Annotated in this window: 19 protein-coding genes; 11 read left to right on the top strand and 8 right to left on the bottom strand. The window is 47.0% G+C overall.

What is annotated here, in order from left to right:
- Positions 1–101: 101 nt before the first annotated feature.
- Complete coding sequence (locus tag MKZ12_RS16930; protein WP_339255684.1) at positions 102–1,091, bottom strand: TIGR03943 family protein; 990 nt, start codon at positions 1,089–1,091, stop codon at positions 102–104.
- 83 nt (positions 1,092–1,174) lie between these two features.
- The gene (locus tag MKZ12_RS16925) at positions 1,175–2,209 is read right to left on the bottom strand and encodes a permease (protein ID WP_339255682.1); all 1,035 of its coding nucleotides are present in this window, start codon (positions 2,207–2,209) and stop codon (positions 1,175–1,177) included.
- A 223-nt stretch (positions 2,210–2,432) separates the two neighbouring features.
- Here MKZ12_RS16925 and MKZ12_RS16920 point away from each other — a divergent pair, with 223 nt between their 5' ends.
- The 7 genes from MKZ12_RS16920 to MKZ12_RS16890 all read left to right on the top strand — a co-directional run bounded on the left by MKZ12_RS16920 (position 2,433) and on the right by MKZ12_RS16890 (position 7,949).
- Positions 2,433–3,632, top strand: coding sequence for a GTP-binding protein (locus MKZ12_RS16920; protein WP_339255679.1), 1,200 nt, complete (start codon positions 2,433–2,435; stop codon positions 3,630–3,632).
- Between the two features lie 70 nt (positions 3,633–3,702).
- Complete coding sequence (gene rpmG, locus MKZ12_RS16915; protein WP_339255678.1) at positions 3,703–3,852, top strand: 50S ribosomal protein L33; 150 nt, start codon at positions 3,703–3,705, stop codon at positions 3,850–3,852.
- 49 nt (positions 3,853–3,901) lie between these two features.
- Positions 3,902–4,609, top strand: a complete 708-nt coding sequence (locus MKZ12_RS16910) for a metal ABC transporter ATP-binding protein (protein ID WP_339255676.1) — start codon at positions 3,902–3,904, stop codon at positions 4,607–4,609.
- The gene (locus MKZ12_RS16905; RefSeq protein WP_339255675.1) at positions 4,555–5,448 is read left to right on the top strand and encodes a metal ABC transporter permease; all 894 of its coding nucleotides are present in this window, start codon (positions 4,555–4,557) and stop codon (positions 5,446–5,448) included. Before MKZ12_RS16910 ends, MKZ12_RS16905 begins: the two co-directional genes overlap by 55 nt.
- The gene (locus MKZ12_RS16900; protein ID WP_339255672.1) at positions 5,435–6,556 is read left to right on the top strand and encodes a zinc ABC transporter substrate-binding protein; all 1,122 of its coding nucleotides are present in this window, start codon (positions 5,435–5,437) and stop codon (positions 6,554–6,556) included. The genes MKZ12_RS16905 and MKZ12_RS16900 overlap by 14 nt, the downstream gene beginning before the upstream one ends.
- A gap of 165 nt (positions 6,557–6,721) precedes the next feature.
- The gene (locus tag MKZ12_RS16895; protein WP_339234228.1) at positions 6,722–7,204 is read left to right on the top strand and encodes a hypothetical protein; all 483 of its coding nucleotides are present in this window, start codon (positions 6,722–6,724) and stop codon (positions 7,202–7,204) included.
- Between the two features lie 43 nt (positions 7,205–7,247).
- Entirely contained in the window at positions 7,248–7,949 is a 702-nt protein-coding gene (locus MKZ12_RS16890; protein WP_339234226.1) for a M50 family metallopeptidase, read from the top strand.
- 101 nt (positions 7,950–8,050) lie between these two features.
- Here the strand turns inward: MKZ12_RS16890 and MKZ12_RS16885 are convergent, their stop codons facing one another.
- From MKZ12_RS16885 to MKZ12_RS16865, 5 genes are all read right to left on the bottom strand, one after another.
- A complete protein-coding gene (locus tag MKZ12_RS16885; RefSeq protein WP_339234225.1) occupies positions 8,051–8,422 on the bottom strand; it encodes a DUF4363 family protein in 372 nt (123 codons plus the stop codon).
- 26 nt (positions 8,423–8,448) lie between these two features.
- Complete coding sequence (locus MKZ12_RS16880; RefSeq protein WP_339234224.1) at positions 8,449–9,177, bottom strand: DUF421 domain-containing protein; 729 nt, start codon at positions 9,175–9,177, stop codon at positions 8,449–8,451.
- Between the two features lie 213 nt (positions 9,178–9,390).
- Positions 9,391–10,254 (bottom strand): SDR family oxidoreductase, encoded by an 864-nt coding sequence (locus MKZ12_RS16875; RefSeq protein WP_339255670.1) that lies wholly within the window; start codon positions 10,252–10,254, stop codon positions 9,391–9,393.
- Complete coding sequence (gene uxuA / locus MKZ12_RS16870) at positions 10,251–11,318, bottom strand: mannonate dehydratase (RefSeq protein WP_339234221.1); 1,068 nt, start codon at positions 11,316–11,318, stop codon at positions 10,251–10,253. Before uxuA ends, MKZ12_RS16875 begins: the two co-directional genes overlap by 4 nt.
- A gap of 40 nt (positions 11,319–11,358) precedes the next feature.
- The gene (locus tag MKZ12_RS16865) at positions 11,359–12,033 is read right to left on the bottom strand and encodes a GntR family transcriptional regulator (protein ID WP_339261461.1); all 675 of its coding nucleotides are present in this window, start codon (positions 12,031–12,033) and stop codon (positions 11,359–11,361) included.
- Between the two features lie 285 nt (positions 12,034–12,318).
- Between MKZ12_RS16865 and MKZ12_RS16860 the strand changes: the two genes are divergently transcribed.
- Positions 12,319–12,621 carry a metalloregulator ArsR/SmtB family transcription factor gene (locus MKZ12_RS16860; protein ID WP_076331658.1) on the top strand — a complete coding sequence of 101 codons (303 nt, stop codon included), beginning with the start codon at positions 12,319–12,321 and terminating at the stop codon, positions 12,619–12,621.
- Positions 12,622–12,711: 90 nt separating this feature from the next.
- Positions 12,712–14,115 carry an aldehyde dehydrogenase gene (locus MKZ12_RS16855; protein WP_339255668.1) on the top strand — a complete coding sequence of 468 codons (1,404 nt, stop codon included), beginning with the start codon at positions 12,712–12,714 and terminating at the stop codon, positions 14,113–14,115.
- 41 nt (positions 14,116–14,156) lie between these two features.
- On the opposite strand, the gene MKZ12_RS16850 is transcribed toward MKZ12_RS16855, so the two are convergent.
- Complete coding sequence (locus tag MKZ12_RS16850) at positions 14,157–15,068, bottom strand: AraC family transcriptional regulator (RefSeq protein WP_339234216.1); 912 nt, start codon at positions 15,066–15,068, stop codon at positions 14,157–14,159.
- A 219-nt stretch (positions 15,069–15,287) separates the two neighbouring features.
- Here MKZ12_RS16850 and MKZ12_RS16845 point away from each other — a divergent pair, with 219 nt between their 5' ends.
- Complete coding sequence (locus MKZ12_RS16845) at positions 15,288–17,477, top strand: glycoside hydrolase family 52 protein (protein WP_339255665.1); 2,190 nt, start codon at positions 15,288–15,290, stop codon at positions 17,475–17,477.
- Positions 17,474–19,615 (top strand): alpha-glucuronidase family glycosyl hydrolase, encoded by a 2,142-nt coding sequence (locus tag MKZ12_RS16840; RefSeq protein ID WP_339255664.1) that lies wholly within the window; start codon positions 17,474–17,476, stop codon positions 19,613–19,615. The genes MKZ12_RS16845 and MKZ12_RS16840 overlap by 4 nt, the downstream gene beginning before the upstream one ends.
- Positions 19,616–19,642 lie beyond the last annotated feature (27 nt).

The following is a 19,642-nucleotide window of genomic DNA, read 5'->3' as shown; positions in this document are numbered from 1 at the left end:
AATCTAATCTAATATCTGACTGAACACGAAAGCCCCAGACTATGAAATCCATAGTTTTGGGGCTTTTTTGTCGTTGAAGAGCCCGCTGTTAATGATAGCGATTATCGGCTCTTAATTTGTTCATACGCCATTACGGAATCGGCACTTGTATAAATGTAAGGCGTGGACGGCTCGGATACAGGTGTCACCTTTGTTGCACGAATCTCAATGGTATCTTTGCCATCTACTTGTGCAGAGCCGATGGTGCCATCGATTTGCACCCAGCTGTCAGTAGGGAGATTATTTGCTTCTGGGATGTGAACCATGACGCCGAAGGGAGCAGCATCAGCAGGACAGCACATGACGAGAAATCGTCCGAGTGCAAAATGTGATTCATGATCCATGCTTTTGTCCCGATAAACAAACCCGGATAACGAGATATCTTTGCCTGCAAATTGTCGCTGGAACATATCGATCGTGCCGAGTGTTTCAGAGAAAATTTCAGGATAGACTCGAATGACCTGTTCGGCATATAACTTCTCTGCCAGTTCTGCGAATTCACGGCTGTACTCATCCGGCGGTACAAATTGCACGGTAGTGGCCGTTGTAGATGTAACAGCAGTTTGTTGCTGTTTTTGCTGTGCAAGATCCTGTACATTTAATTTTACTGTTTCAGGTAAAGGCTCTTTACGACGAATCTCCGGAGGAGCATAGGTGAGAGACATGCCTTTCTGACTGGCCATAGAGCTGCCAAGAGCCCGATCAGGTAACAGAAATCCCAGCAACAAGGGAATAGCAATCAGACCATAGACTAACGAGCTGCGTAGCAAACCGGAAGGCGGTGGATGTTCACAGTCGCAATGAACCTCGTTTCTGCCGAATAATCCATGCCAAGCCATGATAACAGCAATAAATAAAAAGGGAACAGGGCAGCATAACAGCAGTTTTTGCATCGTTGGTGCCAAATAATAATGAAGAGAATCACTCGAATTCAAGTGAATAATGTATACTGCTAACCCGCCGATCCATCCTGCACGGATCAGGTTATGCCATTGGATGAAGTGTGATCTTGGAACAGGAGATTTGGTTATCGTATAAACAGTGTGGTTCATATCATCACCTCATTTCTATATCATAGTTAGGATGAAAGTTCATGGGGTTAACCATTCAGGTCATGAAGTATGTTGCTCAACGTTTATACCAGCAGGTTAATCAACCAAGAGCCGACAAAGACGAGTGTGATAATCGCCAGACTTAGACCGATAACAAACCGGGTACGGAAGGTCGAGAGCAGCATAAGCGTGCTTTTAAAATCCAGCATCGGACCTAACACAAGGAAGGATACCAGCGGCCCCAGTGCAAACGTATGTGAGAACGCAGAAGCCACAAAAGCATCCGAAGTGGAGCAGAGAGACAGTACATAAGCAAAGGCCATCATAAACACATAGGAGGCGACAGGACCATTGCCAAGTGAGATGAGATCGCTGCGGCTAATGAATGTCTGGATGCAGGCTGTAATCAGGGCACCGATCACCAGATATTTGCTCATATCGATAAATTCATCTCCGGCATGAATGAAGAAGCTGCGCCAGTTTTTCACATGGTTGTGTTCATGAGCATTTGCATGAGCATGAGGTTGAGCCATTTTAAATCCAGGATGCGTCTTGACCTCTGTCACTGCAACTTTTGGCAATCGAAGGGGATTTCGACGAACGAACACATATACCAATCCACCTATGGAAGCTGCCACGGCAAAGGCCAGTCCCATGCGGGCAATGGTAATCTCAGGATGGGAGGGAAAGGCGAGCAAGGTTGCGGTAAATACGATGGGATTCACTACAGGCCCACTCAAGATGAACGTAACTGCGATATAGGCAGGCATGCCTTTGTGCATCAACCTTCTTACGACCAGGATCATTCCACATTCACAGATAGGAAAAATAATACCAAGCAGCCCCGCAACCAGCACACCGCCGATCGGGTTCTTAGGCGTAAGTCTGCGGACCATTTCTTCGGATACGAACCACTGCATGAGCGAAGACAATAGCACACCCATGAGCAGAAACGGTGCGGCTTCAAGGAAAATACCTATGAATACGGTTTTCATATTTTGCAAAGCTTCACTGTTCCATGCTTCCTTCAGATCTGGAGCCATCGTGATCAACACGGGAACAAGAAATGCACAAGGGATCAGGAAGGACAGGAGCTTCAGATTGGCTGCCATTTTCATGAAACAGACCTCCACAACTAGGACTTTGCTAAAATATATGCTTGTACGTGCAGCAACATACATCATTTCTGTGTTCTAATCAACATTTTTACGATTAATCAAGATTCTTTATCATAGTAGAGTTGACAATCTAAAGAAAACTGAGGTATAGTTCGGATTGATCATGATTAATGGTAATAATTACGATTAAGGCTACAACTTAAACAGAGTGGAGGAAGTAGAAATGTCAGATCAACAGGTTCAACATCGGGTTCCAGTAACCGTACTTAGTGGATATTTGGGTGCAGGCAAAACGACACTGCTCAATCATGTGCTTCATAATCGCGAGGGAATGCGGGTTGCTGTCATCGTGAATGATCTTAGTGAGGTTAACATCGATGCAGGCTTAATACGAGATGCTGGAGGATTATCACGTATTGATGAAAAGCTGGTAGAGATGTCGAATGGTTGCATCTGCTGCACGTTGCGGGAGGATCTGCTGAAAGAAGTTGAGCGGCTGGCGCTGGATGGTTCTTTTGACTACATATTGATTGAATCCACGGGTATTGGAGAGCCGGTGCCTGTTGCACAGACGTTTACGTATATTGATGAGGAACTCGGCATTGATTTGACGAAATTCACTCGTCTGGACACGATGGTTACGGTTGTTGATGCTGCCCAGTTCTGGCGTGATTTTTATTCCAAAGAAACATTGAAGGACCGCGGACAGGAAGCCGGCGAGGACGATGTTCGAGGAATTGTTCATCTGTTGACGGACCAAGTGGAATTCTGTGATGTGCTGATTTTGAATAAATGTGATCTGGTGTCGGAGGAAGAACTGACGAAGCTTGAGAAGGCACTACACGCCATGCAACCGGAAGCCAGGCTGATTCGCACCACACATGGGCAGATTGATCCGAGAGAAATATTGAATACAGGACGTTTTGATTTTGAAAAAGCAAGCCAGTCCGCGGGTTGGATCCGCGAATTAATGAAAGAGGAGCATACACCCGAGACCGAAGAATATGGAATACATTCATTTGTCTATCATCGTAAACGTCCATTCCACCCGGAACGCTTGCTGCGTTGGATTGCCAAATATCCAGATAGCATCGTGCGATCCAAGGGTCTGATGTGGCTGGCGACAAGGAACCATATGGCGATTTCGTTCAGTCATGCAGGGACATCGAAGCAACTTGCGCCAGCAGGAATATGGGTAGGTGCGATGAGTGAGGAGGAAAGGCAACTTCACTTTGGCGATACATTACCAAACATACCGGATTGGGATGATGAGTGGGGTGACCGGGTAACGAAATTGGTATTCATCGGTATTGACATGAACAGGGCGGAGATTGAACGTACTTTGGATGAGACTCTTCTTACGGAGGAGGAGATGCAATTGAACTGGCGTGAATTGAAAGATCCTTTTCCGGCGTGGAGTTGACAAAAGAAAAGGCATAGGCTAATATCATTAAATAGTAATTATTACGATTAAATAAGAGGAGGCAACAACCATGAGAGTCATTGTAACCTTAGCCTGCACCGAGTGCGGCGATCGCAACTACACAACAACCAAAAATAAGCGTAACCATCCGGAGAGACTTGAGATGAAAAAGTATTCCTCACGTTTGAAGAAAATGACGATCCACCGGGAAACCAGATAAATTTTTTTGATATTTTTAAATCGTAAAATTTACGAAAAGAGGGAGCGGCATGATCCTATCTTCCATGCGTGATGTTGTATTTGGATATGGCAAAGAGCCAGTCATTGATCAACTGTCGCTGGATATCCATGTGGGAGAGTTCATAGGCATTACAGGTCCCAATGGCTCTGCCAAAACGACCCTGTTAAAGCTGCTGCTGGGGCTGCTCAAGCCCTGGAGCGGCACGATACATATGAATCCACAGTTGAAACGTGGGAACAACTCCAATATCGGTTATGTGCCCCAGCAGGTGGCATCGTTTAATAGTGGATTTCCCAGCACCGTAATTGAACTGGTTCGGTCAGGGTGTTACACCAGGCTGGGACTATTCCGCAGATTCACAGTAGAGCAGGATGCCATCGTTGAACGAAGTTTGCGTGAAGTTGGCATGTGGGAGTATCGGGATACACGAGTTGGTGAACTGTCCGGTGGACAGAAGCAGAGGATCTGTATCGCGAGAGCGATGGCTGGGCAACCGCAGGTTCTGGTACTGGATGAGCCTACAACAGGAATGGACCGCCACAGTCGTGAAGGATTCTACAATCTGATGCGCCACTATGCTGATGAACATGGGATCACCATTATTATGGTTACTCACGGGCTGGAAGAAATGGGAGATCGATTGGACCGAACGATAACTCTGGAGCGGCAAGAAAGTGAGGAATGGCAGTGTTTGAGTACGAATTCATGCAACGTGCCTTCTGGGCAGGGGGACTGATTGGAGTCATCGCTCCAATTCTCGGAGTCTATCTGATGCTCAGGCGGCAGGTACTAATGGCAGACACGTTATCCCACGTCTCACTCGCAGGGGTTGCGCTCGGTTCAGTCATGAATCTTAACCCGGTCATCTGTGGATTCGCTGTCGCATTGATCGGTGCATTATTGGTTGAACAACTGCGGCGAAGTTACCGAACCTACAGTGAGGTACCAGTAGCGATCATCATGACTTCGGGGCTGGCCCTTGCTGTAGTGTTAATGAGTCTCCAAACTAATCTGTCGAAGGCATTCAGCTCATACTTATTCGGATCAATTGTCGCAGTTAGCGATATACAGTTGTGGATGATGGCAAGTGTATGTGTGTTTGGTTTACTTTTTTTCATTCTGTTACGCAGACCTTTGTACAGCTTTACCTTTGATGAAGAGACAGCTTCCATAGGGGGTGTTCAGGTGAAAGGATTATCGTTTGCCTTTGCCATTCTGACAGGAATGACTGTAGCTTCAGCCATGCCCATTGTCGGTGTGTTGTTGGTATCAGCTCTCATAGTACTGCCCGCTTCCTTGGCACTGAGAGTGTCTCGAAGTTTTACAGCAGCGATTATTGTCGCGGTAATTACAGGATTAATCGGTATTTTTAGCGGACTCACAACATCTTACCATCTAAATACACCTCCAGGAGGAACAATTGCTCTTATCCTGCTGGTCTTTCTATTGACTGGAATATCAGCGCAAAAGCTGATTGCACGATACAATCGCAAGCGTCACCGCACAGAAACAAAATCACAGCACGTCATTCGGGTCAACCATTCAAGGAGGAAAACATCACATGAAATTCAGTAAAAAAGCTACGCTCGGATTATTGTTCAGTCTTACACTTATCGTTGCAGGCTGCGGACAACAATCCGCTTCGAATACAAATGCAAGTTCTGCAGGTACCGGTCATACGGCCCCCACAGAGAGTGAAGCTGCCAAACTAAACGTACAGGTCAGCTTCTACCCGATGTACGAGTTCACCAAAAATGTGGCAGGGGATCTGGCAGAGGTGCATACGCTCGTTCCAGCAGGGATGGAGCCTCATGATTGGGAGCCCACACCACAGGACATTGCCAGCATTGAAAAAGCGGATGTACTTGTATACAACGGTGCGGGTATGGAATCATGGATGGATCAGGTCACTGGAAGTTTGAGCAATGCTTCGCTCATTCAGGTGGAGGCAAGTAAAGGCATCAACCTGCTTGAAGGTGGAGAACATGATCACCATCATGGAGATTCTGAGGCAACAGAACACGATCATGACCATGACCATGCGAATGGAGCGACTACAGATGAACACGACCACGATCATGCGGTTGGAGTGACTACGGAAGAACACGACCATGATCATGACGCTGAAGCGGAAGAAGGACATGATCACGATCACGGTGGACTGGATCCCCACGTATGGCTGTCACCTGCACTGGCTGTCAAAGAAGTACGTAATATTGAAGCGGGATTGGCACAGGCTGCCCCGGAACATGCTGAACAGTTCAAGAAGAATGCAGATGCCTACGTTGCTCAGCTGGAGTCACTGGATCAAGACTTCAAGTCGGCTGTGGCGGATAGCAAACGCAAGGATTTCATCACACAACACGCTGCATTTGGCTACCTTGCACAGGAATATGGATTGCAACAGGTGCCCATCGCAGGATTGTCTCCGGAACAAGAACCTTCGGCAGCGCAGATGGCATCCGTCATTGACTTTGCAAAAGAGCATCAGGTGAAGACGATTTTCTTCGAAACACTAGTGTCCTCCAAAGTGTCTGAGACGATTGCAAGTGAAGTGGGAGCCAAGACGGCAGTACTGAACCCGATTGAGGGGCTCACCGAGAAAGAGATCGCGTCGGGAATGGACTACATTAGTGTGATGAGACAGAATCTGGAGGCTCTGAAACTGGCATTGAACGAATAATAAAAGATCAGTTTGATGCCTTTCAATGAAAAAGGTACAATAATACAACATGCTGAGGAATGGGAGTGCCATTCCTTTGCCTTTTTGCGAAGCAGAGAGCACAGGGATGTGCTCTCTCTTTGTTGATGAGGTGACCGGATCAAGGAGAACAGGAGGACGCATTGGATGAATTTAAATGAAGAACATGAAGTGCTGCTAAGTGAACAGCCTGCCCATCTGTGGAGACGGCGCAAGCTGGAGCTGATGCACTGGACGGAACGCGACAAACATACGGTTTCCGCGAAGAAAACGGAGATATGGAACGGTGTTGAAGTTGATGCCGAGCTCGTGAACGCATTGTCCATACTTCAGAAGGCGGGGGTAACGACGGAATTTTCATGTGCAGGGGTGAGTCCGCTTGATGAACCTGTTGATCATTCCCTCTATGCTTATGTTACTCTGGTACAAAGTGAAGTTGCCGATCAATTCGTGCACTACGCGCTCCATCGGATGCGGAATCGACTACTCGTTACGCTAGAGGCCGAAAAAGGCCGCTATGATCTATCTTCTTTTTTCATTGGACACAATCGGAGCTTCTGCTGGTGGATGGAGCACTGTGCTTTACAGTTCGGAAGCCGAAACGAATCGAGTGAAAAAAGCGTAGTATAAAGGATAGGCTTGTTTATTTGAAGGTAAAGGAGGTATGACACGATTGAATAAGTGGGTCAAAACGATACTTTTTCTATTAGGCTCCGTCTTTCTCACACGATTCATCCCATTCTCGTCCCTGTTCCGCAACCTAGATACGATGATTCACGAATTCGGCCATGCACTAATGACGTTAATATTGTCGGGTAAAGTGCTGCGGATTGAATTGTACGCTGATCATAGCGGTGTAACGTATTCATCCATGCTGACGCCAGGCAGATCTATATTGGTTTCTCTCGCAGGATATATCAGTGCATCCTTGTTCGCCTGGCTGTTGTTTTACTTATACCGCAAAGGCTTGCATATGTGGGGACTCGGGATTATGACGGCTGTCGCTCTGGTGTCGCTCCTGTTATATGTAAGAGGAGAGTTCGGCATGTTATGGCTGACCGGGTTCATCGTACTTAACGTTGTCATTATGATTTTTGGTGCCAAGATTGTGAAGTACTATTATCTACTACTGGCGTTTCTTACACTGGAAGAGTCTGTCGTTAGTGCCGTATACGTTGGACTGATGTCCTGGACTCAACCTTCTCGGGCAGGCGATGCGGCGAATCTCGCTCAGCAGACATTCCTTCCGGCGCTATTCTGGGGAACACTGTTTGCTTTGTTTGCACTGTGGTGCGCCAAAGGTGCGCTGACACTCTTTTTCCGCAAAGAAAGTACTTCGCGTTCATCACGTTCTCGGGGATTACGAAGAGCGTAACGAATATGAAGATATATCAAGCAAAGAAGGCACCTCCTTTCTGCCTGAAGGGAGAGTGCCTTTTGCTGTTGGACTTACATCGGATATAGATTACACGGAATTTAATCTCCGAGATTTTCCCATAGCACATAAAAGTAATAAATCTCTTCCATAATCGCCTTATCATCCTCTGCCGCAACGCCGCCCTTGATCCGCGCAAGGGTGCCCAGAATATCATATATGGTTTCACGTTCCACACTGAACTGAATGCGGTTGACAATTTTATCCCAGGCCTTCATGGCGTAATTAACTTGAGACTTGGCTTCAGTCCATTTTTTACCCTCAACTTGTTTCTCTAATGTTTGTATAGATTCAAGCAAGCGATCATCGGTGCCAAATGGCTTTTTAAGAAAGGCTCCGCTAGCCATAATTGCAACGAACACAAGAATGAGGCAGATCGGAAGCACATATAACAGCCAGAAACGCGTTTTCATTCAAACGCCTCCTTGATGTAAAGAGTTTAGAAAGGCCCCTCATAATCGCCCATATCGATTTTATCGGTGATCTTGTCCTTGAACAGATCAACATACAATTTGTCATTGGGCAATATCGCGGCAAAAGCAATATCCTGTATCGTGATCTTTTGCTTTTTCAGCTGCTCGCTGAGCCAATTGATATCCTTGTTTCGTTCCTCCAGATTCTGCTTAATCAGAAGGCCGTCAATGATGATTTCTGTCATCAGCTTGCTCTTGGGCGGGTGCATATGCATGTCTTTTGCGGTTACAGGCTGATTCTCAGGTTTCAAAACGACGGAGAGGCTTCCATCCGGTTCAAGAATGGCATAGTCTAGCGTCGTGATATCAAATACATCTTTTTGCCTAAGCATCATGGTCAACTCGTCAAATTTAACTCGCATTTTGCTCAGGTTCTGTTCGAGAATTTTACCGTTCTGGATGATCAATGTGGGGTCAGAGTCCATTAGTTTGGAGATGGTACGATTCTTCAGTGTAATATACTGAAAGATGATCGTAATGATTGTGAAAATGGTCAAGGCCACAAAATGAATCCACGCTTTGGAGGAAAGATCAGTTGCAAACGTTCCCGCAATGGAACCAATTGTGATGCCGTTGATGTAATCAAAATACGTTAAGTTACCCATTTGCTGTTTGCCCAGCACCCTTGTGTAGATGATGAGGGTCAGGAAGGCAATAATAGACCTTACTGCAACAACCCATGTTTCTTCCATCATATATGTATCACCTTCCTTTACTTCACTTCTCCAATTCTCTATGACAAGCATTTCCTAGGCTGGGTGATCTTATGCTTGAACGCAAAAAACCGACACATGGATAAGTATTCCAAGTATCGGTTTCAACAATGACCTATATGAGTTGAACTGAATCATTTACATGTAACGAAGATAAAAGAAAAAACTATGAAAAGGAAGCATTCGCTTTTATCGTTATACACCCGAGTACGCCATAAATCCACCATCTACTGGAATGACTGTGCCAGTGACAAAGCCGGACTGTCTTTCATCCGCAAGCCACATCAATGTGCCAAGCAGGTCTTCCGGTTTGCCAAAGCGGCGCATGGGTGTATGTGCAATAATTTTACTGGAACGCTCCGTAGGTGAGCCGTCTGGTTGCAGCAATAGATTACGGTTCTGCTCGGTCAGGAAAAACCCGGGTGCAATAGCATTGACACGAATACCCGATTCGGCCAGATGAACGGCAAGCCACTGCGTGAAGTTGTTAATTGCGGCCTTCGCAGCACTATACGCTGGAACTTTCGTCATGGGCGATGGGGCGCTCATGGAAGAAATATTAATGACAGTGGCAGGAACATCGCGCTCTATCATATGTTTTGCAAAGATCTGAGTGGGGATGAGAGAACCGACAAAATTCAGATCCATCACCTGACGAAAACCCTCTACAGATACATCGAAAAACGTAGTGACATCATTCTGCGCCAGATCTACCAATCTAAAAATTTCATTCGTGGTGTTGGCACTGGCGTTATTGCCACCGGCGCCATTAATAAGAATATCACAGGGTCCAAGTTGCTCCAGCACAGCATCTGCCGCCGCTTGCACGCTCTCAGCCTGGGTTACGTCACAGGCAACAGCAATCGCTCTGCCACCTGCAGCTTCAATTGCAGCTACAACTTCTTGTCCCTTGGACACGGTACGGTTCAGAATGGCTACGTTTGCACCATGTCGAGCGAGTTCTTCCGCCATGGAGCGGCATAATACCCCAGCACCTCCGGTGATTACAACTGTTCTGCCTTCGAGACGAGTTGAGCGTTCATATTGGTGTTCACTCATGCTTTTGCCCTCCTTTGCAGGGAATCCCAGACGCCCCAGAGATACATGATTCCCAAAGCCCGGTCATAGAGTCCATAGCCAGGTCGGCACTGTTCTCCCCAGAGATGACGACCGTGGTCGGGTCTTGCATAACCTTCATAACCGATATCGTGATAAGCCTCAACAACCCCCGCAATATCAACACTGCCATCCTGACTGCGATGTGAAGTTTCGATAAAGTCGCCGTTTTCGTAGATTTTGACATTACGAATGTGGGCAAATGGAATCCGATCCTTGAACTCGTGTATCATGCCGATAATGTCATTATCCGCATTTGCTCCCAAAGAGCCACTGCATAGTGTCACGCTGTTGTAAGGGCTATCATAAAGATTCAAATATTTCCGAACATTCTCCTGACTTATAATAATCTTCGGCAATCCAAAGATTGGCCAAGGCGGGTCATCCGGATGGATGGCCATTCGAATCCCCAGCCGTTCGGCTGTAGGCATAATCTCTTGCAGGAAATAACGTGCGTGCTCCCACATATGATCCTCGGTTACATCCTTGTAGGCTTCGAACAGACCTGTTAAATACTGCAATCGTTCCGGTTCCCAACCTGGCATGGTGAGTGCGGAGTTTTCCGTAATGCGTCGAACGAGTTCTAGAGGTTCTATATCTGCGAGTTTACTGTGCTCATAGAAGAGGGCAGTTGAACCATCCTCCATTTCCTTGTGCATATCCGTGCGAAGCCAGTCGAAGATCGGCATGAAGTTGTAACAGATGACCTTCACACCCACCTGAGCCAGTTTCTCCATCGTTTTAATATAGTTCGCAATGTATTTATCCCTTGATGGCAGACCCAACTTGATATCTTCGTGGATGTTCACACTCTCAACGACATCCAGATGTAACCCGGCCTTGTCCGCTGCCGTTTTGACAGCGAGTATCTTGTCCATCGGCCATTCCTCGCCAGCAGGAACATCATGCAGTGCCCACACAATACCTTCAACACCCGGAATCTGCCGGATATGATCCAGCGTTACCGTATCATTGCCTTCGCCGAACCAGCGAAAAACCATTCTCATCACGTTCACCTCATCATGAATAGTAGTAAGAAAAATGCAGTCATTGAAAATAGGAAGGATATGTATCCTGCAGGACAGCCAAATCGGTAACAGTTAAATGCAAGTGTTCCTGCATCAGTCGCTCTGCTGTGTCGGCATCATGCTGTTGAATGGCCTTGACCATCGACAGGTGTTGTTCAATTAAATGATCCCACTGATGATCCGAGGACAGGCGTAACATGCGACTTCGATTCAAGTGTACATTCATCTGCTGGATAACAGTCCAGATGTTGCTTTTATTGCATCCTGCAAAAAGAGTGCTATGGAATTCCTCATCCAATTGAAACATTCGTTCATCATCCGGTTTGATCCTGCATTCCTGCTGCCACGCAAGGTTCTGTTCAAGAGCTACCATTTGTTCGTTTGGAAAGTTCTCGCAGGCGAGCCTGATTACGGCTCGTTCGAGCTGTTCACGCATGAACCGTGCTTCCTCAACGAGATCGACCTGAATCAGAGAGACGTATGTGCCACGCTGTGGATACACTTCCAGCAGACCTTCCTGAGCAAGTCTTACAAAACTCTCTCGAACAGGTGTCCGGCTTACCTGAAACTCCATTGAAATTTCCTTCTCAGAAATAGCTGTTCCTGGAGGCATTTTCAGACTTAAAATGAGTTGTTTCAGCGTGAAGTAAAGAATATCTCGCGTTGAATAAGATTGTTTATTCATGGAAAACATGCTGCTCGCAACAGGTAACAAATCGGTTTTGGATGATAACTTCGGGGTATATTCCACAACTTCAACTCCTTCATTGACATACTACCATACTTGTATGGTAGTATGGAAGCGCTTTATCGGCATTATATTAAATTTAGTTGATGATTCACTTGCAGTTCAAGGAAATGCAGAGTACAATTCAGTTTATTAGGTTCGAATGTTTAAACCAACAGACGCAAATAACGGAGAAATTACACGTTGGAATATTGATAAAGAAATATAAAGAAATCGTATAGAGGTGAAACCATGGGACAAAAAGCAATCAGCGTTTTTCAAACCTGTATCCCGTTATTTCAGGTGTTAAGTGACAATCACCGTCAAGCCATTTTGCTGACACTCACCGAGAAGGGCAGAATGACCGTGAATGAAATTACTGAGCAATCCAGTCTATCCCGGCCAGCCATATCTCATCATCTCAAGCTTTTGTTAGAGAAAGGACTCATATCAGTGGAACAGAAGGGCACACAGCGATATTATTCGGCTTCATTGAATGCATCGGTGGAACTTCTGAAGGAACTGGTAGCTGCTTTGGAAGAAGAGTGCCTGTAGAGGAATAGTGCTGTAACATGCTTTTGCATGTACCTAATAGGTTCGTAAGTTTAAACGCTTAATCAAAACTAAACAGAGGAGTATGTATATATGACAACGATTATGCAGGAAGTAACCAGTCAGGAAGTTGAACTAATTTTGGAGCAGCAACGACAATTCTTTCATTCCGGGGCCACACGATCAGCAGAAGCTCGAATTGCCCGTCTGACCCAACTCAAGCAGGCGATTCAAAAGTATGAGACCAGACTGACAGAAGCTCTACATCAGGATTTGGGCAAAAGCGAGTTCGAATCCTACACGACCGAGATTGGATTTATGATGGACAGCATTACACACACCATTCGTAAAGTGAAAAAATGGGTGAAACCCGTTAAAGTGAAAACGCAAATGGCACTCTTGGGGTCCAAAAGTGTTATTATACCTGAACCCTATGGGTCTGTTCTGATCATTGGACCATTCAATTATCCATTTCAACTCTTAATCGAACCATTGGTAGGGGCGATTGCAGCAGGTAACACAGCCGTGCTCAAAGCGTCAGAGAATACACCGGCAGTGTCCGCGGTTGTACGTGAAATGATTGCGAGTGTGTTCGAACCGGCATACGTACAAGTGCTTGAAGGTGCCAAAGACACAACGACAGCGCTGATTAATGCGCCATTTGACTATATTTTTTTTACAGGCAGTGTACCGGTAGGCAAGATTGTGATGGAGGCAGCTGCCAAAAATCTCGTTCCCGTTACGTTAGAACTGGGAGGCAAGAGTCCGGTCATCGTTGATGAACAGGCGGATATCAAAGTAGCTGCGCAACGCATTATATGGGGCAAACTGCTCAATACAGGACAGACCTGTATCGCACCCGATTATTTGCTCGTGCATGAGCGCGTGAAGGAACCGTTAATTACAGAGATGAAAGCAGCGATCGTGTCCTTCTTTGGATCGGATATCCAGCACAACAAGGACTATGGACGAATCGTGAACAAGGGTCATTTTAAACGTCTGACGACGTTGATTGAACGGGATCAGGCCAAAGTGATATATGGTGGCGCATCGGATGAGGAAGACCGTTTCATTGAACCTACATTAATTGATGCTGAATCCTGGGATGCAGCTACGATGGAAGATGAAATCTTTGGACCGATTCTGCCGATCATTAGCTACCGTAACGTAGATGAGGCCATTGTAGAGATCGTAAAGCGGCCGAAACCACTCGCCTTGTATCTATTTACTTCCGACACACAGATTCAGGACAAGGTGCTGCGTGAAGTTTCTTTTGGAGGCGGCTGCATTAACGATACCATCACACATGTTGCGAATCCGCGTTTGCCATTTGGCGGTGTTGGTCATTCCGGTGTTGGTTCATATCATGGAAAGTACAGCTTCGAAACGTTCTCCCATCTCAAAAGTGTACTGAAAAAAAGCACCAAACTGAATCTGCCGATTCTGTATCCCCCGTATGATAACAAGCTGAAGCTGATTAAACGTTTGTTGAAATAAATAAGAAATCAATAAAAAAGACGAAAGCCTGCTACTGGACCTTATTCCAGAGCAGGCTTTTCCTGTCGGTAACGGGATGGTGACATGCCGGACCAGCGCTTGAATTGACGACTGAAATGGGCAATATCCTTGTATCCAAGCATGACGGCAATATTCTGAACGGATAGCTTCGGATTGCCCAGAAGTAGCTTCGCTTCATGCAAAACCAACTGGGACAATACAGCACGGGGAGACTGGCCAAATACCTGCTTGAACACGCGATTACAGTGAGAAGAACTGATACCCAGCTCGGCTGCAATATCATCAATGCCATAGTGACCACTCGATTCGTGTCCCTGTTTGAATTGCTGACTCATCAGGCCCTGCAGTCGATTGCGAATCTGGTGGGCGAGTTCGATCTTTTCATGTCCGTCGGTAAACCATTGTGCTGCCTCTTGCGAGACCGCCTCCCACAGATGACCAAATAATTCGAATACCGCAGATTGCAACTGCATACGCTGCACCATCGTATTTGCAGTTTCATCATCCGCAGATGACATCAATTTGTGTAAAACCGGCTCAATCTGCTGTGTAACCGGACTATCCGCGCTGAATCGTATTTGCTTGATGCGTGCCAACAACGATAGGAACAACTGATCATCAATATCAAAGTGCATACAAAAATACGTGAATCCCTTGCCGTTATGGCTCTGACTGGAATGAATGCTTCCCGGTGGAATCAGGAGCAGTTCGCCAGCCTTTTGAATATATAGGGTACCGTTCACCATCATCCTTTGCTCGCCTTCGGTAACATAATTCAGTTCATATTGAGGGTGCTCATGCGCCGGATAATCCCAGTCCGTACCAACTCTTCGTAAATGAATGGCGAACAGATTGACTGTTGTTTGCACATCTGGATAAAAAACTTCATGGACACTTTCTCCCAAAGCAGGAGGCAAGAACGTTGACGACATGGAAGATCCCCCTTTTATAGAGATTGTTCAAAAAAGCGCTTTTGATTACGTACTTATTTCAAATGGAATGCTTTTGTGTAACCGCTTTAATCCATTATAGTCTATCAGCTTGATTTGGGTAAATATCAGATTGATTTGATCATGGTCTGAGGTGGAACCACGTGTTAGGATGGGGCTAATGAAAACGTATGCAAACTATTTAGAGAGGGGTTATGATTCGTGAGCACATCGAAATCCATCTTTTATAATGCACATCACGCACCGATTGGTGCTTTTGCGAGTTTCACACTGGGATATAAAGGAGCCAAAGGCGGGCTGGGTCTTGAGCTCGGCAAACCGGCAGACCAGAATGTATATATTGGATTACAATCTCGCGATGGAGAGAATTATCAGGCGCTTCCTTTTTATGAAGCTTCCGAGGATGAGAGCAGCCGTTATGATGTAGAGAAGTTGGAAAATGGGGACACGGCGCTGACCACAGCGTCCAAAGTTCCGCAACCTCTGATTGCGGCTTTTCGTGATGAAGAGATTACCCGTGAATTCACCTCAGGTACAGATACATGGACTGCAGGAGATCTGACATTTTGCATCTACTCGCCTGTACGTCCAGTACCTGACCCAACGAGTGGAGATCGTGAAGCCTTAATGGATGCACTCGTACCTGCCGTATTGGTCGAGATGACGATTGACAATACGCAAGGTCAACAAGCACGTAAAGCCTATTTTGGCTATCAGGGCAATGATCCGTACTCTGCAATGCGTCTAATTGGGGGACCTGAGGGCGGCTCCATCACAGGTGTGGGACAAGGTCGACTTACAGCGATTATGTCGGCAGATGACGGACTGTGGCCAGCACGCGGATTCACGCTGGAGAAGCTCTTGCAGGAGAAACATCGGGATAATCTGGCATTTGGACTTGGCTCAACCGCTGCACTACTGATGGAGGTGCCGGCTGGAGAGAAACGTACGTATCAATTCGCCGTATGTTTCTATCGCGGGGGCATTGTGACAACCGGAATGGACACAACGTATTGGTATACGCGCTACTTCTCCGATATTCAGGCAGCAGGAGCGTATGCACTCCAACGATTCAGTGAGTTGACCGCATCCTGTGGAGAGGTTGAACAGCGCCTTGGAACGACTGCTTTGACCGAAGATCAATCATTCATGCTTGCTCATTCCATTCACAGTTATTATGCCAGTACTCAATTGCTGGATGCCGATGGCGAGCCACTCTGGGTGGTGAACGAAGGGGAGTATCGGATGATGAACACACTTGATCTGACGGCCGATCAGTTGTACTTCGAGCTTGCCTTGAATCCATGGACGGTGCGTAATGAGCTGGAGTGGTTTGTCAAACGATACAGTTATACCGATCAGGTTCGTTTCCCGGGGGAAGAAAAGTTACATCCGGGCGGAATAACCTTTACCCATGATATGGGTGTTGCCAACGTGTTCTCACGCCCTGGACACTCGGCATATGAACTGGTTGGCATTGACGACTGCTTTTCACAGATGAGCCACGAGGAACTGGTGAACTGGCTCTGCTGCGCGACAGTATACATTGAACAGACACAGGATCAAGCATTTGTGAAAAACATGCTGCCTGTTATCCAAAATTGCTTCGAAAGTATGCTTAATCGTGACCATCCTATCGCGGAACAGCGTAACGGTCTGATGGGCCTAGATAGCAGCCGTACCCAAGGTGGAGCGGAAATTACAACTTATGACAGCCTGGATGTGTCACTGGGTCAGTCGCGCAATAATATCTATCTGGCGGGTAAATGTTGGGCGGTCTATGTTGCATTGGAGAAGTTGTTCGCAACGGAGAAGTTGGCGGATCTGTCACATCAAGCGGGGCTTCAGGCGGATCGCTGCGCAGCCAGTATTGCTGCACAGTTGACGGATGGCGGCTACATTCCAGCTGTTATTGCAGAAAATAATGATTCCCGAATCATTCCGGCGATTGAAGGTCTGGTATTCCCTTACTTTACAGGCTGTGAAGCAGCATTGGATGTCAATGGTCGTTTTGGACCTTATCTGAAAGCACTCCAAACTCATCTGAAGACGGTTCTTGTACCAGGAACATGCCTGTTCGAAGATGGAGGCTGGAAACTGTCCTCAACAAGCAATAACTCGTGGCTGAGCAAAATCTATCTGTCCCAGTTCATCGCTAGAGAGCTGCTGGATGTGGAATGGAATGAGACAGGCAAGGCAGCGGACGCGGCTCATGTCAACTGGCTGTTGCATCCGGAGGAATCGTACTGGTGCTGGAGTGACCAGATCCTGTCTGGCGTAGCGGTTGGCAGCAAGTACTATCCGCGTGGTGTGACGTCGATTCTATGGCTACTCGAAGGAAAAGGGAATCACCTTGCACACATCTATGCTACCAAGGAGGCGGTACAATGAACCAATCTATCGTTCAATCTGCTTTGTCAGGTCCACAGTATGATGCATGGCTGGGGTATCACTCCGAATTGCCAAAAGTGAATGGAATTGCCCGTAAGAAGGCTCCTGCGTGGAGTAAGCTGATACTGGCGGAAGAGAAGCATGGAGTAATCACAACAGCGCTGACCGAACTTTCACGGGGACTGGAGAAGCTGTATGGCGTGAAACCGACAGTCAGTCAGCTGTCTGATGCTCAGCAAAGTGAGCGGCACAATCACGATTCCGATCCCGCCATACGAATCGGTACTTGGACAGGGAGCGATTCGGTGGCTGCGTCGTTCAGTGAGACAGAGCGTTCTGCTGTTCAAGGAGAAGGGTACATCATTCGTGAAAGCGAGGGTGTGCTGGTCATTGGTTCAGAGACTCCCCAAGGATTATTGTATGGTGCATTCCATCTGCTTCGGGAACTGACAATGGATCAAGGAAGTGCAAGTGAGGCGGATGGCGCTGTGAGTAAATGGAGCTTCATTACAGAGCAGCCTACCAATGCGCTACGGATGATCAATCAGTGGGATAACGTGGACGGCAGCATTGAACGTGGATACGCAGGAGACTCCATTTTCTATGATAACGGGGAATTCACACTGGACTTGGACCGCATCAGGGACTACGCACGTTTACTCGCTTCGACAGGCATCAATGCCATAGCGATCAATAATGTCAATGTACACCGCCGTGAGAGCTTGTTTTTGACGGAACGTTATCTTAGCGATGTGGCGAAGGTTGCTGCTGAATTCAGAGCGTATGGTATTCGATTGTTCCTGAGCGCCAACTACGCGAGTCCAATCGAGATTGGTGGGTTACGTACAGCAGATCCGCTGGATGCACAGGTACGGGAGTGGTGGAACATTCAAACGGCCAAGGTGTACGCAGCCATTCCGGATTTTGGCGGTTACCTGATCAAGGCAGACTCCGAGAATCGGCCGGGACCGTTCACGTATAACCGTGATCATGCTGATGGTGCAAACATGCTGGCTGAAGCCCTTCGGCCATTCGGTGGATTGGTGATCTGGCGTTGCTTCGTCTATAACTGCAAGCAGGACTGGCGGGATCGTTCCACTGACCGTGCACGTGCAGCATATGACCACTTTACGCCGTTGGACGGGCGTTTTGCCGAAAATGTCATTTTGCAGATCAAAAACGGGCCGATGGACTTTCAGGTGAGGGAGGCGGTATCCCCACTGTTCGGAGCCATGGAACATACGAATCAGGTGATTGAATTCCAGATTACACAGGAGTATACCGGGCAACAGCGTCATCTCTGTTATCTGGTTCCCCAGTGGAAAGAAGTATTGGACTTTGACACCTACGCCAAAGGCAAAGGTTCAGAGATCAAGAGAATCGCGGATGGTTCTCTGTATAAACGACCTCACAGTGGCTTCGCGGCAGTCTCCAACATTGGTGCTGATGCCTGTTGGACAGGACACCCACTCGCGCAGGCGAATCTGTATGGATACGGGAGACTTGCGTGGAATCCGGAGCTGTCGGCAGAAGAGATTGCCGATGAGTGGGTGAGACTCACATTTGGACATGAAGACGAAGTCGTGCGGAAGGTTACGGATATGCTTTTGACATCACTAGATATCTATGAGAATTATACGGCGCCTCTCGGTGTGGGTTGGATGGTTAATCCCGAACATCATTATGGACCGAATGTAGATGGATACGAGTATTCCAAATGGGGGACGTATCACTTTGCCGATTGTCATAGCATTGGTGTAGATCGAACCGTGAAGAGCGGTACAGGATACACCTCACAGTATCATCCTGAGAATGCGGATCGCTATGAGTCCTTGGACACCTGTCCGGATGAGTTGATCTTATTTTTCCATCACGTGCCATACACCCATGTTCTGCATTCGGGCAAGACGGTCATTCAGCATATTTATGATACCCACTTTGAAGGTGTAGCGCAGGCGGAGGCGTTAGCCGAGAGATGGAGACAGCTGGAGGGCAAAATCGACCCGGACATTTTCAGCAAAGTTGCTTCATTACAGGATAATCAGGCCGAACATGCCAAGGAATGGCGGGACATGATCAATACGTATTTCTATCGCAAGAGCGGTATTGCGGATGAACAAGGTCGAACAATCTATTGATTGGTGATGTAAAGAGGGAAGATACCT

Source organism: Paenibacillus sp. FSL R5-0713 (assembly GCF_037973325.1).
Classification (GTDB): Bacteria; Bacillota; Bacilli; order Paenibacillales; family Paenibacillaceae; genus Paenibacillus.
The sequence above is the reverse complement of the archived record's forward strand: the minus strand, read 5'-3'. Positions and strand labels throughout refer to the sequence as shown.

Coding starts and splice junctions, on each gene's coding strand:
- MKZ12_RS16930 (WP_339255684.1), bottom strand. CDS start 1,091: ATGAACCACACTGTTTATACGATAACCAAATCTCCTGTTCCAAGATCA.
- MKZ12_RS16925 (WP_339255682.1), bottom strand. CDS start 2,209: ATGAAAATGGCAGCCAATCTGAAGCTCCTGTCCTTCCTGATCCCTTGT.
- MKZ12_RS16920 (WP_339255679.1), top strand. CDS start 2,433: ATGTCAGATCAACAGGTTCAACATCGGGTTCCAGTAACCGTACTTAGT.
- rpmG (WP_339255678.1), top strand. CDS start 3,703: ATGAGAGTCATTGTAACCTTAGCCTGCACCGAGTGCGGCGATCGCAAC.
- MKZ12_RS16910 (WP_339255676.1), top strand. CDS start 3,902: ATGATCCTATCTTCCATGCGTGATGTTGTATTTGGATATGGCAAAGAG.
- MKZ12_RS16905 (WP_339255675.1), top strand. CDS start 4,555: ATGGCAGTGTTTGAGTACGAATTCATGCAACGTGCCTTCTGGGCAGGG.
- MKZ12_RS16900 (WP_339255672.1), top strand. CDS start 5,435: ATGAAATTCAGTAAAAAAGCTACGCTCGGATTATTGTTCAGTCTTACA.
- MKZ12_RS16895 (WP_339234228.1), top strand. CDS start 6,722: ATGAATTTAAATGAAGAACATGAAGTGCTGCTAAGTGAACAGCCTGCC.
- MKZ12_RS16885 (WP_339234225.1), bottom strand. CDS start 8,422: ATGAAAACGCGTTTCTGGCTGTTATATGTGCTTCCGATCTGCCTCATT.
- MKZ12_RS16880 (WP_339234224.1), bottom strand. CDS start 9,177: ATGATGGAAGAAACATGGGTTGTTGCAGTAAGGTCTATTATTGCCTTC.
- MKZ12_RS16875 (WP_339255670.1), bottom strand. CDS start 10,254: ATGAGTGAACACCAATATGAACGCTCAACTCGTCTCGAAGGCAGAACA.
- uxuA (WP_339234221.1), bottom strand. CDS start 11,318: ATGAGAATGGTTTTTCGCTGGTTCGGCGAAGGCAATGATACGGTAACG.
- MKZ12_RS16865 (WP_339261461.1), bottom strand. CDS start 12,033: ATGTTTTCCATGAATAAACAATCTTATTCAACGCGAGATATTCTTTAC.
- MKZ12_RS16860 (WP_076331658.1), top strand. CDS start 12,319: ATGGGACAAAAAGCAATCAGCGTTTTTCAAACCTGTATCCCGTTATTT.
- MKZ12_RS16855 (WP_339255668.1), top strand. CDS start 12,712: ATGACAACGATTATGCAGGAAGTAACCAGTCAGGAAGTTGAACTAATT.
- MKZ12_RS16850 (WP_339234216.1), bottom strand. CDS start 15,068: ATGTCGTCAACGTTCTTGCCTCCTGCTTTGGGAGAAAGTGTCCATGAA.
- MKZ12_RS16840 (WP_339255664.1), top strand. CDS start 17,474: ATGAACCAATCTATCGTTCAATCTGCTTTGTCAGGTCCACAGTATGAT.